This window comes from Actinopolyspora lacussalsi subsp. righensis (assembly GCF_900116555.1).
In the GTDB taxonomy this organism is placed as follows: Bacteria; Actinomycetota; Actinomycetes; order Mycobacteriales; family Pseudonocardiaceae; genus Actinopolyspora; species Actinopolyspora lacussalsi.
In genome coordinates, this window is sequence record NZ_FPAT01000016.1 from 1 (window position 1) to 15,211 (window position 15,211).

Consider the following 15,211-nt stretch of genomic DNA (forward strand, 5'->3'; position numbering starts at 1 on the left):
AGCCCCTGGTCACCGGCACCCTGCTGGGCGATCTCGTCGATGACACCCTCGACACGGGACTCGTGCGCACTGTCGACACCCTGACCGATGTCCGGCGACTGCGCGTCGATCGAGACGTTGATGCCGCAGGAATCGCCGTCGAAGCCCTTGACCGAGTTGTCGTACCCGATCTCCAGGACCTTCTCCCGCACGATCGCGGGCAGATCCACATAAGCCTCGGTGGTGACCTCACCGGCCAGGTGCACCTGGCCCGTGGTGATCATGGTCTCCATGGCCACACGCGAACGCGGGTCCTGCGCCAGCATCGCGTCCAGGATCGCGTCACTGATCGAGTCGGCCATCTTGTCCGGGTGGCCCTCGGTCACGGACTCACTGCTGAACAATCGACGCTGGTCGGGTCCCATCGACAAACCTCATCGCACCGCGCGGCTGGTGACGTCGGGCATCGGCCCGCGAGTTCAGGAGAGCACCCGCTCACGTGGCCGAGCGATCCGACGTCTCGGTACGAATTCTAGGCTCGGTGATCCGGGGCCGCAGCGAACTGCTCGGCAACGGCGTCCCACACCCTGGAAGCGAGCAACGTCTTGGAGCCGTGCGGCACGGGGTGCTCCGCGCCCGAGGAGGCCAGCAGCCATCCCGCGTTGTCCTCGACCTCGAAAGCACGACCGTCGCCGACCGCGTTGACCACCAGCAGGTCGCACTCCTTGCGCGCGAGCTTCTTGCGGCCGTACTCCAGCACCGTGGTGTCCGGGTCTCCGGTTTCAGCCGCGAATCCGGCGATCACCCCGGCACGCAGTCGACCGCTCGATCGCTGCTCGACCAACTCCCCCAGCACGTCCGGATTGCGCTCGAGACGGACCGATGGTGGTTCGCCCTCGTTCTTCTTGATCTTGTGCTCGGCACTCTCGGAGGGCCGGAAGTCGGCCACGGCCGCCGACATCACCACCGCGTCGGAGCCGTCGGCGACCTCGAGCAGCTCCGAGCGGAGCTCCTCGGCGGTGCCGACCCGCCGGAGTCGGACCCCGGCCGGGACCACGAGATCGGCCGTGTTCGCGGCGACCAGCGTTACATCGGCACCGCGATGCGCCGCGACTCGAGCCAGGGCGAACCCCTGTCTACCGCTGGAACGGTTGCCCAGGTAGCGCACCGGGTCCAGCGGTTCACGTGTCCCACCGGCCGAAACGACGACACGCCGACCCTCGAGATCACGGGGTAGCCCGGCGGGCTCGGCCAGCAGCAACCGCGCGAGATCGACGATCTCACCGGGATCGGGCAGGCGCCCCTTGCCCGAATCGGCCCCGGTCAGTCGCCCGCTGTCCGGTTCGGCGACCACGACTCCCCTGGAACGCAGCAGCTCGACGTTGTGCCGGGTCGCGGGATGTTCCCACATCTCGGTGTGCATGGCGGGCACCAACAGCACCGGACAGTGCGCGGTGAGCAGCGTCGAGGTGAGCAGATCGTCGGCGAGCCCGTTGGCGGCCCGGGCGAGCAGGTCAGCGGTGGCGGGAGCGACCACCGCCAGATCCGCCCGCTGACCCAGCCGCACGTGGGGCACCTCGGGCACGTCGTCGAACACGTCGGTCCGCGCCGGATGCCCGGACAGCGCCTCGAACGTGGCCGCTCCGACGAAGCGCAACGCGGCGGCGGTGGGAGCCACCCGAACGTCGTGCCCGCTCTCGGTCAGCCCGCGCAGCACTTCGCACGCCTTGTAGGCGGCGACGCCACCGCCCACCCCGAGAACGACGCGGGGCGCGTCACGCGCCCCCTGCTCGTCGCTCACGCGCCCTCGGAGTGCTGCAGCACACCCGCGTGGATCTCACGGAGCGCGATGGAAAGCGGCTTCTCCCTCGGACCCGGCTCGACCAGCGGCCCCACGTACTCCAGCAGCCCCTCGCCGAGTTGGGCGTAGTAGTCCTGGATCTGCCTGGCCCGCTTGGCGGCGAAGATGGCCAGCGCGTACTTGGAGCTGACGTTGTGCAGCAGATCGTCGATGGGCGGGTCGGTGATTCCCTCGGCCGCGCCGCTGCTCGACTGGGACTGGATGTTGGCAGACTGGCCGCCGGGGAAGGCGGTCAGCGAGTTGGGGATGCTCACGTGTGTGGCTCCTGTGCTCTCCGACGGCGATCAAATTGGTCGGTCCGAGTCCCCACGGCCCGGCGCGCGGAACCGTATCGAACCACCGGACGGCACTCGAAGGGACCGCTCGAGTGAAACACTCCGTCCCGCGGCGTCGCCGAAGCGACCGGATCGCGCGACGTCTACCGATCGTTCGAGGGCAGCGGCTGCCCGGGAGGGGGACCGACTATCAATCGTACCAACTCGTCCACCGCTTTCCGCACATCGGCGTTGACCACGGTGGCATCGAACTCGGTACGGGCGGCCAGTTCGGCACGGGCCGTTTCCAGGCGCTGGCGCACCACCTCGGAGTCCTCGGTCATCCGCCCGGTGAGCCGATGAACCAGATCGTCCCAGGAGGGTGGCAGCAGCATCACCAGCCGGGCGTCGGGCATGCTCCGCCGCACCTGACGAGCGCCCTGCAGTTCGATCTCCAGCACGGCGGGACGACCGGCCGCGAGCGCACGCTCGACCGGCGCGCGGGGAGTGCCGTAGTAGTTGCCCGCGTACCGGGCGTACTCCAACATCTCGCCCGCCGCGACCATGCGTTCGAACTCGGCACGGTCGACGAAGTGGTAGTGAACCCCGTCGATCTCCCCGGAACGGGCCGGACGGGTTGTCACGGACACGCTGAAGTAGATGTCCGGTGCCTGGTTGCGCAGCTCGTCGAGCACGCTCGACTTGCCCACACCGGAAGGTCCGGATACGACGGTGAGCCGGGGCGTACCCATCGAGGCACGCCCCGGCAGCACGCCGTCGTCCGCGTCGATCACGCCCCGTTGAACTCGGCGAGCAACGCCTTGCGCTGACGCTCACCGAGACCACGAAGCCTGCGGCTGCTAGCGATCTCCAGCCGCTCCATGATCTGTTGCGCGCGGACCTTGCCCACGCCGGGAAGGGCCTCCAACAGCGCGGAGACCTTCATCTTTCCGAGGGTCTCGTCGTTGTCGGCACTGTCCAAGACCTCGGCCAGGCTGGTCCCACCGCGCTTGAGGCGCTCCTTGAGCTCAGCGCGGGCGCGACGGGCGGCAGCCGCCTTTTCGAGTGCCGCAGCCCGCTGCTCCTCGGTCAGCTGGGGAAGGGCCACCATGTCCTCCGTGATGTGGGTTTTCTTGATCGGTGCGGCGACGGTACCGACCCAGGTCAGCTCGCTACAACGCGGGTCCGCCTTTTTCGAGTCGGTTTCATCGGTTCTCCCGTCGCCCGGCCTGTCGGGTGGCTCGCCCACGACGCTGACGACCACCGGCCGTTGCAAGTACTACCAACAACGAGGCTGAAGTGCACTAACCCGGGGCAAAACTGGCCCCAACTGTTCGATTTCCGGGCGGTTGAGCGACGCTGAGCGATTCATCGCAGGTCAGTAACCGCGACGACGGGCAGTCGGCGGAGGCTCGCGCGTGACCGCGAACACCGGAGAACGGGAACCGGCGCGGCGACCTCGAACCACCGCCGGACGGCGGTGGGCCACCCTGCCCGTTCGAGCACCTCCCACCGAAGAGTGGCCGATATCACGCCTCGTCGCGACAGTTCGCGCGACCTGCGATCGAGCGAACGAGTGACATTCACCGCCGAACGGCGGGATCCACGCCCCGGATCCACCACCAGAGCGACAGCAGCGCCACGACCGCGAGCAGCACATAACAATCCCCGATCGAATGCCGCGCCGGCGTCCAGGCCAGTTCGCGGCGTTGTCCGTGCGACAGGAAGTGACAGGGAGGAACCAGGACGAGTTCGGCACGGCCCGCGCCAACGCGCCCATGACCGACTGGTTGCTGTCGCCTCCGCCGAACAGGTAGACGAGGCACACCGCGCTCAGGGCGAGCGGCAGCACCAACGAGGCGAGCACGAGCGAGGCGCGCCGACGCCGAACCACCGGCGCACGGAGGAACTCGGCGACGCGTCGGTTCGGCTGTCGGCGCTTCTCGTTCGAGCGAAACGGTTCGTGCTGTCGAGGGATGGCTGTGTCGGAGGACACGGCCGGGATTCAATCACCACGAACCCCGGGCACGCGGGCGTCCCGCGAGATTCACTGTCCGAACACACCGGACAGATCGGCCCGCATCCGCCGGGTGGCCGCGCGGATCTCCGCGACGTCGGGGCCGTGCCGCAGCAGCTCGCGGGCGGCCGTGGGCAGCACGTTGGGCAGCATTTCACCGAAGACCGAGCGCAGCCCCTGCACGGTGGCCCCCTGCGCGCCCAGCCCGGGAGCGAGCACGGGGCCGTTCAGCGCGGTCAGATCGAGTTCGCCCGGCCGCACCGTGGCACCGGTGACCACACCGACGTGCCCCATCGGCTCCGCCCCGGCGTTGCTCTCCGCGGCGGCGTCCACGATGGACTGCGCCACCGTCTTCCCCTCCGAGGTGACCGAGCGCTGCAACCCGACCGCCTCCGGGTTGGAGGTGCGGGCGAGCACGAAGACGCCCCGACCGGTCTGCGCGGCGATGCCCAGGGCGGGCGCGAGCGATCCGTACCCCAGGTAGGGGGAGACGGTGATCGCGTCCGCCGCCAGCGGTGAGGAGTCGTCGAGGTAGGCGGTGGCGTAGGCGGTCATGGTGGACCCGATGTCGCCACGTTTGACGTCGTGGACGACCAACGTGCCCGTCTGAGCGCACTCGGCCACCACCCGTTCCAGCACCGCGAGCCCGCGGGAGCCGTAGGTCTCGAAGAAGGCGGACTGCGGCTTGACCACAGCGACCTCCTCGCCCACGGCTTCGAGCACGGTCATCGCGAACCGCTCCAACCCGGCGGGTGTCTCCTCCAATCCCCACGCGTGCAGCAGCGCGGGATGGGGATCGATCCCCACGCAGAGCGGCCCCCGAGCGTGCACGGCCTCGGCGAGCCGCTGCCCGAAGGCCGCGTGAACCACTGTCATCGGGTCTCACCACTCCGATCGCTCCGCAGCGCCGCCTGCAACCGCTGCAGCGGCCGCACGCCGATGTTGCCGCGGATGGCGGCCTCCACGCCCTGCACCGCCGCCGCGGCTCCCTGCACGGTGGTGATGCAGGGGACGTCCCGGGAGACGGCGGCGGTCCGGATCTCGTAACCGTCCACCCTGGGCCCTGGGTTGCCGTAGGGGGTGTTGAAGATCATGTCGATCTCGCCCGCCTTGATGAGGTCGATGACGTCGCGGTCCCCTTCGGGGTCGGTCCCGGAGGGCGCGGAGGCGTAGGCCGGATCCTCGTTGTGCTTGCGGACCACGCCGCAGGCGATGTCGTTGCGCCGCAGGATCTCGGCCGTTCCCGAGGTGGCGCAGATGTCGAACCCGAGGTCGGCGAGGCGCTTGACCGGGAACACCATCGAACGCTTGTCCCGGTTGGCCACCGAGACGAACACACGGCCCGAGGTGGGCAGCGAGCCGTAGGCACCGCTCTGGGACTTGGCGAACGCCTGGCCGAACGCGGTGTCGATGCCCATCACCTCGCCGGTGGACTTCATCTCCGGCCCGAGCAGCGAGTCGATGCCGTGTCCCTCCGGGGTGCGGAACCGGTGGAACGGCAGTACGGCTTCCTTGACCGCGACCGGGGCGTGCGGCGGGAGGTCCGCACCGTCGCCGTGCGGCGGCAGTATGCCCTCGGTCCGCAGGTCGGCGATCTTGGCACCGAACATGACCCTGGCAGCGGCCTTGGCCAGCGGAGCGGCCGCCGCCTTGGACACGAACGGCACGGTGCGCGAGGCACGCGGGTTGGCCTCCAGGACGTAGAGCACGTCGTCCTTGAGCGCGTACTGCACGTTGAGCAGCCCGCGCACCCCGATCCCCTCGGCCAGCGCCTCGGTGCAGCGACGGACCTTGTCGATGTCCTGGCGGCCGAGGGTGATGGGCGGCAACGCGCAGGCCGAGTCGCCGGAGTGCACCCCGGCCTCCTCGATGTGCTCCATCACGCCACCGATGTAGACGTCGGTTCCGTCGCACAACGCGTCCACGTCGATCTCGATCGCGTCGTCGAGGAAGTTGTCCACCAGCACCGGGTGTTCCGGTGTGACCTCGGTGGCCCGGGCGATGTAGTTCTCCAGCGAGGTCTCGTCGTAGACGATCTCCATGCCGCGGCCGCCGAGCACGTAGGACGGGCGCACCAGCACGGGGTAGCCGATGTCGTCGGCGATGCGCTTGGCGCCCTCGAAGGAGGTGGCGGTGCCGTAACTCGGGGCGGGCAGTCCCGCCCGGTTGAGCACCTCGCCGAACGAACCGCGGTCCTCGGCCAGGTGGATGGCCTCCGGCGCCGTTCCCACGACGGGCACCCCGGCTTCGGCGAGCTTGCTCGCCAGCCCCAGCGGTGTCTGGCCGCCGAGCTGGACCACCACCCCGGCGACGGTGCCCGATGCCTGCTCGGAGTGCACGACCTCCAGCACGTCCTCGAAGGTCAGCGGCTCGAAGTAGAGCCGGTCCGAGGTGTCGTAGTCGGTGGAGACCGTCTCCGGGTTGCAGTTGACCATGACAGTCTCGTACCCGCTGCCGCCGTTGTCGGGGGCGTCACGCAACCCCATGGCGGCGTGCACGCAGGAGTAGTCGAACTCGATGCCCTGGCCGATCCGGTTGGGGCCGGAACCGAGGATGATCACCTTCGGCTTCTCGCGCTGCCGGGCCACTTCGGACTCGGCGGCGGCATCGGACTCGTAGGCCGAGTAATGGTACGGCGTGGCCGCGGCGAATTCGGCTGCGCAGGTGTCCACGGTCTTGTAGACCGGGCGCACGCCCAGCCGGTGGCGCAGCGAGCGTACCCCGTCCTCGCCAGCGAGTTCGGGGCGCAGCGCCGCGATCTGCCGGTCGGAGATCCCGGCACGCTTGGTGCTGCGCAGCAGCTCGGCGTCCAGCACGGGAGCGGCCAGGATCTGCTCGCGCAGCTCCACCAGTGAGGCGATCTGGTCGATGAACCAGGAGTCGATCCCGGATGCCTCGTGCACCTGGGCCACCGTGGCGCCCATGCGCAACGCCCGCTCGACGGTGTAGAGCCTGCCGTCGTGCCCGTCGCCCAGTTCGTCCAGGGTGGAGTCCAGCGTCACGCCCTCGGGATCCGGGACGGTCCAGAACCCGGCGCGGGAGGACTCCAGCGAGCGCATCGCCTTGCCCAGCGCCTCGGTGAAGTTGCGCCCCAGCGACATGGCCTCGCCCACGCTCTTCATCGTGGTGGTCAGCCGGGTGTCGGCGCCGGGGAACTTCTCGAAGGCGAACCTGGGCGCCTTGACCACGACGTAGTCCAGCGTGGGTTCGAAGCTGGCCGGGGTCTGCTCGGTGATGTCGTTGGGAATCTCGTCCAGCGAGTAGCCGATGGCCAGTTTCGCCGCGATCTTGGCGATCGGGAAGCCGGTGGCCTTGGAGGCCAGCGCCGAGGAGCGCGACACCCGCGGGTTCATCTCGATGACGACCATGCGGCCGGTGCTCGGGTGGATGGCGAATTGGATGTTGCACCCACCGGTGTCCACGCCCACCTCGCGCAGCACGTCGATGCCCACGTCGCGCATGTGCTGGTACTCGCGGTCGGTCAGCGTCATCGACGGGGCCACGGTGACCGAGTCGCCGGTGTGCACGCCCATCGGGTCGACGTTCTCGATGGAGCAGATCACGACCACGTTGTCGGAGTGGTCGCGCATGAGCTCCAGCTCGTACTCCTTCCAGCCGAGCACGCTCTCCTCGATGAGCACCTCGTGCACAGGGGACTCCGTGAGCCCCAGCGAAGCCATGCGCTCCAGTTCCTCGTGGGTGTGCGCCATGCCCGAGCCGAGTCCGCCCATCGTGAAGCTGGGCCGGATCACCACCGGCAGCCCGCGCTCGGTGACGAAGTCGCGCACCTCGTCCATCGAGTTGCACACCTTGCTCTCGGGCACGCCGCCGCCCACCGAGCGCACGATATCCTTGAACCGCTGTCGGTCCTCGCCGCGCTGGATCGCGTCGACGTCGGCGCCGATCAGCTCCACGCCGTACTTCTCGAGCACACCCCGCTCGTACAGCGCCACGGCGGTGTTCAGCGCGGTCTGCCCGCCCAGCGTGGCCAGCAGGGCGTCGGGACGTTCGGCGTCGATCACCTTTTCCACGAACTCCGGGGTGATGGGTTCGATGTAGGTGGCGTCGGCGAACTCCGGATCCGTCATGATCGTGGCCGGGTTGGAGTTGACCAGGCTGACCCGGATCCCCTCGGAACGCAGCACTCGGCAGGCCTGGGTTCCGGAATAGTCGAACTCGCACGCCTGGCCGATCACGATCGGACCGGAGCCGATGACCAGAACGTGGTTGATGTCGGTCCTCTTCGGCATCAGCGTGCCTCGCTCATCAGTCGTACGAAGGAGTCGAACAGGTTTGCCGCGTCGTGCGGCCCGGCGGCGGCCTCGGGGTGGTACTGCACGCTGAACGCGGGGGCGTCCAGCAACCGCAGACCCTCGACGGCGCCGTCGTTGGCGCAGTGGTGGCTGACCACCGCGCGACCGAACTCGGTGTCGAAGTGCTCACCCGGCTCGCCGCGCACGGCGAACCCGTGGTTCTGCGCGGTGATGGCGACCCGACCGCTGTCGGAGTCGATCACCGGGATGTTGATGCCGCGGTGCCCGTAGGGCAACTTGTAGGTTCCCCTGCCGAGCGCGCGCCCCAGGATCTGGTTGCCGAAGCAGATCCCGAACAGCGGCAGGCGCCGCGCCAGGATCTCCTTGGTCACCTCCACCGCGTGGTCGGCGGTGGCCGGGTCTCCGGGACCGTTGGACAGGAACACACCGTCGGGCGCCACGGCCGTGATCTCGGACATCGAGGAGGACAGCGGCAGCACGTGCACCTCGATGCCGCGTTCGGCGAGCATCCGGGGCGTGTTGGACTTGATCCCCATGTCCAGCGCCGCGACCGTGAACCGGCGCTCCCCCACCGCGGGCACCACGTAGGGCTCGGTGGTGGTGACGTCGCCCGCGAGGTCGGCACCCAGCATCCGTTCGCCGGAGACGACCCGGTCGATCATCTCCCGGTCGTCGGCGACCTCCGTTCCGGAGAAGATGCCGGCACGCATCGCGCCCAGTTCCCGGATGTGCCGCGTCAGGGCACGGGTGTCCAGGTTGGCTATGCCCACCACACCCTGGTCGCGCAGCTCGTCCTGCAGCGAGCGGGTGGCACGCCACGAGGACGGCTTGCGCGCGGGGTCGCGTACCGCGTATCCCGCGACCCAGATCCGTCCGGACTCGTCGTCCTCGTCGTTCCAGCCGGTGTTGCCGATCTGCGGCGCGGTGGCCACCACGATCTGCCGGTGGTACGAGGGATCGGTCAACGTCTCCTGATAGCCCGTCATGCCGGTGCTGAAGACGACCTCACCGAAGCAAGAGCCCTCACTGCCGAAGGCCTCGCCGCGAAAGATCCGGCCATCCTCCAACACCAGGGCGGCGGGGGCCTGCGCGGTCATGTTTCCTCCTGCCGCTCAACCGCGGCCTCGTCGTCGTGCTCGGAATCGGAATCGGTGTTCGTGGTGGGCAGCAGCGCCCTGATCGCGTTCACCCACTCGGCGGGGTCGGTCTCGTCGCCGTGGCGGAAGCCGCTGTCGAGCGGCTCGGCCGACGAGGAATGTCCGTCCGGGCGCCACGTGATCACCAGCATGCCGACACCGGGGACCACCTTGTTGGCCAACTTGTGATCGACACGGGCGTCGTGCAGTGCCGAAACCGGTATCCAGAGCGGCTCGTCGCCGGACCTGTCCAGCAGTACCCCGGTGCGGTAGAGCCTGGCGGTGGCGCTCGCCCGGTTGCCGAGCGTCGCCGCGGTGACCCGGTTCTGCCAATCACCGGCGACGGTGGTGCCCACGTACAGCCCCACCGAGGCGGGCAACAGCTCGGGCAGCGAGTCCAGTTCCGACGGAACACCCGGCAACGACCCCGCCAGGTCGTCGTGCCCGCGTTTGCGCTTGTTCCAGCCCTTGCGCATCCCGTAGATGACCAGGACCGCGAGGGCCGCCAGTCCGATCACCCAGAGCGTTCGTGCCATCAGGACCGCCCTTCGACCGGTTCGACCTTGCCGTCGCGCGCGGTGATCCGCCCCTCGGAGATCGTGGCCAGCACGCGTCCCGGCAGCACCATCCCCTCGAAGGGCGTGTTGACCGCGGTACTCGCCAGTTCGGCGCCGCGCACCGTCCACTCGGTGTCCGGATCGACCAGGGTGAGGTTGGCCGGTTCCCCGACCTCGATCGGCCGCCCCTGCCGGGACAGTCCCGCGACACGGGCGGGCGTCTCGCTCAGGACCCGGGCCACACCCCGCCAGTCCAGCAGACCGGGACGGACCATGGTTCGTACCAGCACCGACAGCGCGGTCTGCAACCCGAGCATGCCCGGTCTGGCGGCCGACCACTCGCAGTCCTTGTCCTGGTCGGCGTGCGGTGCGTGATCGGTGGCGACGCAGTCCACGACGCCCTCGGCGAGCGCCGTGCGCAACGCGTGCACGTCCTCGTCCGTGCGCAGCGGCGGATTGACCTTGTAGAGCGGGTCGTAGGTCTCCAGCAGCTCGTCGGTCAGCAGCAGGTGGTGCGGTGTGACCTCCGCCGAGACCGAGCCCGCCGTCGAACGGGACCGCCACCACCGCAGGAACTCCGCGGTACCCGCGCTGGAGACGTGGCAGACGTGCAGCGAGCCGCCGGTGTGCTCGGCGAGCATGCAGTCCCGCGCCACCACGGACTCCTCGGCCGCCGCGGGCCAGCCCGCCAGTCCGAGCCGCGCGGCGTTCGGCCCCTCGTGGGCCTGCGAACCGGGGGTCAGCCTCGGGTCCTGGGCGTGCTGGGCCACCACACCGCCGAAGGCGCGGGTGTACTCCAGCGCCCGCCGCATCAGCAGCGGATCGTCCACGCAGTGCCCGTCGTCGGAGAACACGCGGACCTCGGCGGGGGAACGCGCCATCGAACCGATCTCGGCCAGCCGCTTACCCTCCAGCCCGGCCGTGACCGCGCCGACGGGGCGCACGTCGACCAGACCGACCTCGCGGCCACGGCGCCGCACGTGCTCGACGACCACCGCGTTGTCGGCGACCGGATCGGTGTTGGCCATGGCCAGCACCGCCGTGTAACCACCGAGCGCGGCGGCCGTCGAGCCGCTCTCGACGGTCTCGGCGTCCTCCCCGCCCGGTTCCCGCAGGTGGGTGTGCGGATCCACGAAGCCGGGAAGCAGCACCGCGCCTCCGGCGTGGACGATCTCGTCGGCGTCGGTGGCGGAGTGCTGTCCGATTCCGGCCACGACGCCGTCGTCGATCAACAGGTCCACCGGATCACCGGTGCCGTAGGGGCGTACTTCGCGCAGCAGTACCCGCCGCCCGGAATCGCCCGTGGGGTGTTCGTTCTCGGTCACGCCGTGCTCTCCTCTCCGGCAAGCAGGTGGTACAGCACGGCCATTCGCACGTGGACCCCGTTCCGAACCTGCTGTTCGACGGCAGCGCTGGGCGAGTCGGCCACTCGCGGCGCGATCTCCATTCCGCGCAGCATCGGTCCCGGGTGCAGCACGACCGCGTGCTCGGGCAGTTTCGCGGTGCGCGCGGCGTTGAGGCCGTAACCGATCGAGTACTCCCTGGCCGTCGGGAAGAACCCGCCGTTCATGCGCTCGGACTGCACCCGCAGCGCCATCACCGCGTCGAGAGTGGGCAGCTGCGGATCCAGCTCGTGCGTGACGGTGGCTCCCCAGCTCTCGATCCCGTCGGGAACCAGCGTGGGAGGCGCGATCAGCACCACCTCGGCTCCGAGGGTGCGCAGCAGGTGCACGTTGGAACGCGCCACCCGGCTGTGCAGCAGGTCACCGACGATGCCGACGCGTCTGCCGGACAGCTCGCCGAGTCGCTCCCGCAGTGTGGCGGCGTCCAGCAGCGCCTGGGTGGGGTGTTCGTGCGTCCCGTCGCCCGCGTTGACGACCCTCGTTCCGGTGTGGTCCAGCCACTCCGCGAGACGGTGCGGGGCGCCGGAGGCGCCGTGCCGCAGGATCACGCAGTCCGCGCCCGCCGCCGAGAGCGTGAGCGCGGTGTCCCGCAGCGACTCGCCCTTACCGGTGGACGAGCCCGAGGCCGACACGTTGATCACGTCGGCGCTCATCCACTTGCCCGCCACCTCGAACGAGACCCTGGTGCGGGTCGAGTTCTCGTAGAACATGGTGATCACGGTGCGACCGCGCAGGGTGGGAAGCTTACGCACCTCCCTGCCGAGCAGCGTCTGCTTGAGCGTGTCGGCGGTACCGAGCACCGTGTTCACCGTCTCGCTGTCCAGCCCGTCGGCCGTGAGCAGATGCCGTATCACTGTTTCCCTCCGGCCGAGTCGGCTGTGTCGGTTCCCGGTTCGGTGCCCGGTTCCGGCCCGGGAGTGGCACCCGACGAGGTACCGGGGCGACGCAGCAGCACCGCGTCGGTGTCGTCCACCTCGGTGAGCCGCACCGCGACGTCCTCACTGCGCGCCGTCGGCACGTTCTTTCCCACGTAGTCGGCGCGGATGGGCAGTTCGCGGTGCCCGCGATCCACCAGCACGGCCAGCTGCACCGCACGGGGACGCCCCTGGTCGCGGAGCGCGTCCAGCGCGGAACGAACGGTGCGGCCGGAGAACAGCACGTCGTCGACGAGCACGACCAGCGCGTCGTCGACACCCCCGGTGGGCACGCTGCTCGGTTCCAGCGGCCGGTTCGGTTGCTGGCGCAGGTCGTCGCGGTACAGCGTGATGTCCAACGCCCCGGTGGGAACCGTGACACCGCTGAAGGTGGCGATGCGCTCCGCGATACGTCGGGCGAGCGGCACTCCCCTGGTGGGAACCCCCAGCAGCACGACGTGTTCGGCGCCGCTGTCGAGCGCGGTCTTCTCGATGATCTGATGGGCCATTCGGGCGACGGTGCGCGCGACGTCACCGGCCGAAAGCAATTCGCGCTCTCCGGCCGGAACCGCCGCGTCCGCCGATTGGCGTGACGCCACGGAAGGACCTCCTTCCCCGCCTCACTGGACGGGCCGTTAAAGGACGCCAGGAGCCCGGCAGCTGCCGGGCTTGCCTTGTACGCTATCAGCGTCGGGGGGTCAACCGCCGGGGTGGTGTAACGGGATTCGTGCCACACTCACTCCAAGAGCAGCTTGACCTGGTGACGCTCGCGAGCGAATATTACTCTCCGTATCAATACTGAGCGTTCCTCCCCGGCAACTTGAACTAGGCTGACGGGGCGAATGAAACGGAGAACCGCCACATGGGCGACTACGCCAAGGCGCTGGGCAGCAAGCTCCGCGCTATCCGCCAGCAGCAGGGTCTTTCGCTGCACGGCGTCGAGCAGAAGTCAGGCGGGCGGTGGAAGGCCGTGGTCGTCGGGTCTTATGAACGAGGTGACCGTGCGGTCACTGTGCAGAAACTCGCCGAGCTGGCCGACTTCTACGGTGTTCCGGTAGCCGAACTGCTGCCGGAGGGGCGGGTTCCCTCCAGCGCGGAACCCGCGACGAAGGTTGTGATCAACCTCGAACGGCTGCAACAGCTTCCCGCGGAGAAGGTGGGGCCGCTGGCCCGCTATGCGGCCACGATTCAGAGCCAGCGGGGTGACTACAACGGCAAGGTGCTGTCCATCCGCACCGAGGACCTGCGTTCCCTGGCCATCATCTACGACATGTCGCCGGGGGAACTCACCGAGCAGCTCATCGACTGGGGAGTCCTGCCTCCCGAGGCCCGCCCGGCCCGCGAGGAGTGACGAACCCGTGGTCCGCACTCGTTCCGACACGGGTGCGGACCACACCGATGTCCGCCGATCGTCGGGACGGAAACGTCCACCGACCAGCCCGGTTCTCGTCGAGTGGGAGATGATCCCCGGCCGACGGGAACCGGGCTCGATCGGACGATGTGACAACACGACCCGGCCGGGGAACCATTCGGTCCCGGACCGGGTCGATTTCGTGCCCGCGCCGAGGTTGACGCCCGGTGCGAGCACCACACGACGGCCGCACCGATTGCGGTTCCGTCACTCTCCAGCAGCGGCCGGAACGGGAAAACGCGGTCAGCGCTCCGAAGTCGCGGAGGACTCCGCCTCCGGGGCGGAGTCCCGCTCGGCCGCGACCGTCTCGTCTTCCCCGGCCGAGCTCTCCGTGGAACCACGCAGCGACTCCCGCTGCTGTTCGTCGATACCGGCCAACCTGCCGAGCACCCCGTTGACGAACCGGGGAGTGTCGTCCGTGGAGAGCGCCTTGCCCAGCTGCACGGCTTCGTCGATGACCACGGCCGGGGGAATGTCGTCCCCCCACAACATCTCGAAGAAACCCAGGCGCAGCACGGCCCGGTCCACGACCGGCATCCGGGAGAGCGCCCAGCCCTGCGAGTACTCGACGATCAGCTCGTCGATCCGTTCGCGGTGTTCGGCCACCCCGGAGACGAGCGTGACGGCGTAATCACCGACGACCGGCGCCTCGGTGGAACCGACGCGCTGCCGGAGCAGCGCGTCGGGGGCAAGTTCGCGTAAATCGGCCTCGTAAAGCACTTCCACCGCGCGTTTGCGGGCCTTGCTCCGTTCGCCCAACTCACACCCTCTTTTCGGCAGCGCGCGGTCCTGGACAGCCCAACCGGACCAGCATACCGGCCGACCGTGAGCCGGTCACTTGACGCGTCCCAGATAACGCCCGTCGCGCGGATCCACCCTGATCTTCTCGCCCGACTCGATGAACAACGGGACCTGCACGGTCGCGCCGGTCTCGAGTTCGGCGGGCTTGTTGCCACCGGTGGAACGGTCCCCCTGCACACCGGGGTCGGTGTGGGCGATGGTCAGCTCCACCGAGGCGGGCAGCTCGACGTAGAGCGGCTCGCCCTCGTGGCGGGCCAGGGTGACGGTGCTGTTCTCCAGCATGTAACCGGCCGAGTCGCCCACGGTCTCGGGCGAGACGCTGACCTGGTCGTAGGTGTCGGGGTCCATGAACACGTAGTCGACGCCGTCGTTGTAGAGATAGGTCATCTCACTGCGGTCGACGTTGGCGGTCTCGACTTTGATCCCGGCGTTGAAGGTCTTGTCCACGACCTTGCCGGAGAGCACATTCTTGAGGGTGGTGCGCACGAAGGCACCCCCCTTGCCCGGCTTCACGTGCTGGAAACTCGTGACGGTCCACAGCTGCCCGTCGATGTTGAGCACGATTCCGTTTTTCAGGTCGTTCGTGGTGGCCACGGTCGGAGTC

The 15,211-nt window shown here is 69.1% G+C and carries 14 protein-coding genes and 1 pseudogene; 1 reads left to right on the top strand and 14 read right to left on the bottom strand.

The window, feature by feature from the left end; all coding sequences use genetic code 11:
- The 12 genes from BM394_RS21205 to pyrR all read right to left on the bottom strand — a co-directional run.
- Positions 1 to 404: S-adenosylmethionine synthetase N-terminal domain-containing protein (locus BM394_RS21205; protein ID WP_281246469.1), on the bottom strand; the 404-nt coding region annotated here is incomplete at its 3' end.
- Between the two features lie 107 nt (positions 405 to 511).
- Positions 512 to 1,780, bottom strand: coding sequence for a bifunctional phosphopantothenoylcysteine decarboxylase/phosphopantothenate--cysteine ligase CoaBC (gene coaBC, locus BM394_RS21210; protein ID WP_092981366.1), 1,269 nt, complete (start codon positions 1,778 to 1,780; stop codon positions 512 to 514).
- The gene (gene rpoZ, locus BM394_RS21215; RefSeq protein ID WP_342752576.1) at positions 1,777 to 2,043 is read right to left on the bottom strand and encodes a DNA-directed RNA polymerase subunit omega; all 267 of its coding nucleotides are present in this window, start codon (positions 2,041 to 2,043) and stop codon (positions 1,777 to 1,779) included. Before rpoZ ends, coaBC begins: the two co-directional genes overlap by 4 nt.
- 215 nt (positions 2,044 to 2,258) lie before the next feature.
- Positions 2,259 to 2,846 carry a guanylate kinase gene (gene gmk, locus BM394_RS21220; protein ID WP_092981539.1) on the bottom strand — a complete coding sequence of 196 codons (588 nt, stop codon included), beginning with the start codon at positions 2,844 to 2,846 and terminating at the stop codon, positions 2,259 to 2,261.
- Positions 2,847 to 2,884: 38 nt separating this feature from the next.
- Positions 2,885 to 3,202 carry an integration host factor, actinobacterial type gene (mihF, locus tag BM394_RS21225; protein ID WP_092628730.1) on the bottom strand — a complete coding sequence of 106 codons (318 nt, stop codon included), beginning with the start codon at positions 3,200 to 3,202 and terminating at the stop codon, positions 2,885 to 2,887.
- Between the two features lie 939 nt (positions 3,203 to 4,141).
- Positions 4,142 to 4,987: an orotidine-5'-phosphate decarboxylase gene (gene pyrF / locus BM394_RS21230; RefSeq protein WP_092981368.1), complete on the bottom strand. Its 846-nt coding sequence runs from the start codon at positions 4,985 to 4,987 to the stop codon at positions 4,142 to 4,144.
- Positions 4,984 to 8,361, bottom strand: coding sequence for a carbamoyl-phosphate synthase large subunit (carB, locus tag BM394_RS21235; protein WP_092981370.1), 3,378 nt, complete (start codon positions 8,359 to 8,361; stop codon positions 4,984 to 4,986). The genes pyrF and carB overlap by 4 nt, the downstream gene beginning before the upstream one ends.
- The gene (gene carA / locus BM394_RS21240) at positions 8,361 to 9,482 is read right to left on the bottom strand and encodes a glutamine-hydrolyzing carbamoyl-phosphate synthase small subunit (protein ID WP_092981372.1); all 1,122 of its coding nucleotides are present in this window, start codon (positions 9,480 to 9,482) and stop codon (positions 8,361 to 8,363) included. Before carA ends, carB begins: the two co-directional genes overlap by 1 nt.
- On the bottom strand, positions 9,479 to 10,057 hold the full coding sequence (locus BM394_RS21245; RefSeq protein ID WP_092981374.1) for a PH-like domain-containing protein: 579 nt from the start codon (positions 10,055 to 10,057) through the stop codon (positions 9,479 to 9,481). Before BM394_RS21245 ends, carA begins: the two co-directional genes overlap by 4 nt.
- On the bottom strand, positions 10,057 to 11,403 hold the full coding sequence (locus BM394_RS21250) for a dihydroorotase (protein WP_092981376.1): 1,347 nt from the start codon (positions 11,401 to 11,403) through the stop codon (positions 10,057 to 10,059). Before BM394_RS21250 ends, BM394_RS21245 begins: the two co-directional genes overlap by 1 nt.
- Positions 11,400 to 12,332, bottom strand: a complete 933-nt coding sequence (locus BM394_RS21255) for an aspartate carbamoyltransferase catalytic subunit (protein ID WP_092981541.1) — start codon at positions 12,330 to 12,332, stop codon at positions 11,400 to 11,402. The genes BM394_RS21250 and BM394_RS21255 overlap by 4 nt, the downstream gene beginning before the upstream one ends.
- Positions 12,332 to 12,994 (bottom strand): bifunctional pyr operon transcriptional regulator/uracil phosphoribosyltransferase PyrR, encoded by a 663-nt coding sequence (gene pyrR / locus BM394_RS21260; protein WP_092981378.1) that lies wholly within the window; start codon positions 12,992 to 12,994, stop codon positions 12,332 to 12,334. Before pyrR ends, BM394_RS21255 begins: the two co-directional genes overlap by 1 nt.
- Positions 12,995 to 13,257: 263 nt before the next feature.
- On the opposite strand from pyrR, the gene bldD reads away from it, so the two are divergent.
- Entirely contained in the window at positions 13,258 to 13,746 is a 489-nt protein-coding gene (gene bldD / locus BM394_RS21265) for a transcriptional regulator BldD (RefSeq protein ID WP_043574581.1), read from the top strand.
- 378 nt (positions 13,747 to 14,124) lie between these two features.
- Here bldD and nusB read toward each other — a convergent pair.
- Positions 14,125 to 14,565: pseudogene (nusB, locus tag BM394_RS21270) on the bottom strand (transcription antitermination factor NusB); the annotation flags it as partial.
- Between the two features lie 75 nt (positions 14,566 to 14,640).
- On the bottom strand, positions 14,641 to 15,201 hold the full coding sequence (gene efp, locus BM394_RS21275; RefSeq protein ID WP_092981382.1) for an elongation factor P: 561 nt from the start codon (positions 15,199 to 15,201) through the stop codon (positions 14,641 to 14,643).
- Positions 15,202 to 15,211 lie beyond the last annotated feature (10 nt).

What these genes read in the sequence shown, in the direction of transcription:
- carB (WP_092981370.1), bottom strand. Translation starts at nt 8,361, where the DNA reads ATGCCGAAGAGGACCGACATCAACCACGTTCTGGTCATCGGCTCCGGT.
- carA (WP_092981372.1), bottom strand. Translation starts at nt 9,482, where the DNA reads ATGACCGCGCAGGCCCCCGCCGCCCTGGTGTTGGAGGATGGCCGGATC.
- gmk (WP_092981539.1), bottom strand. Translation starts at nt 2,846, where the DNA reads ATGGGTACGCCCCGGCTCACCGTCGTATCCGGACCTTCCGGTGTGGGC.
- bldD (WP_043574581.1), top strand. Translation starts at nt 13,258, where the DNA reads ATGGGCGACTACGCCAAGGCGCTGGGCAGCAAGCTCCGCGCTATCCGC.
- BM394_RS21245 (WP_092981374.1), bottom strand. Translation starts at nt 10,057, where the DNA reads ATGGCACGAACGCTCTGGGTGATCGGACTGGCGGCCCTCGCGGTCCTG.
- pyrF (WP_092981368.1), bottom strand. Translation starts at nt 4,987, where the DNA reads ATGACAGTGGTTCACGCGGCCTTCGGGCAGCGGCTCGCCGAGGCCGTG.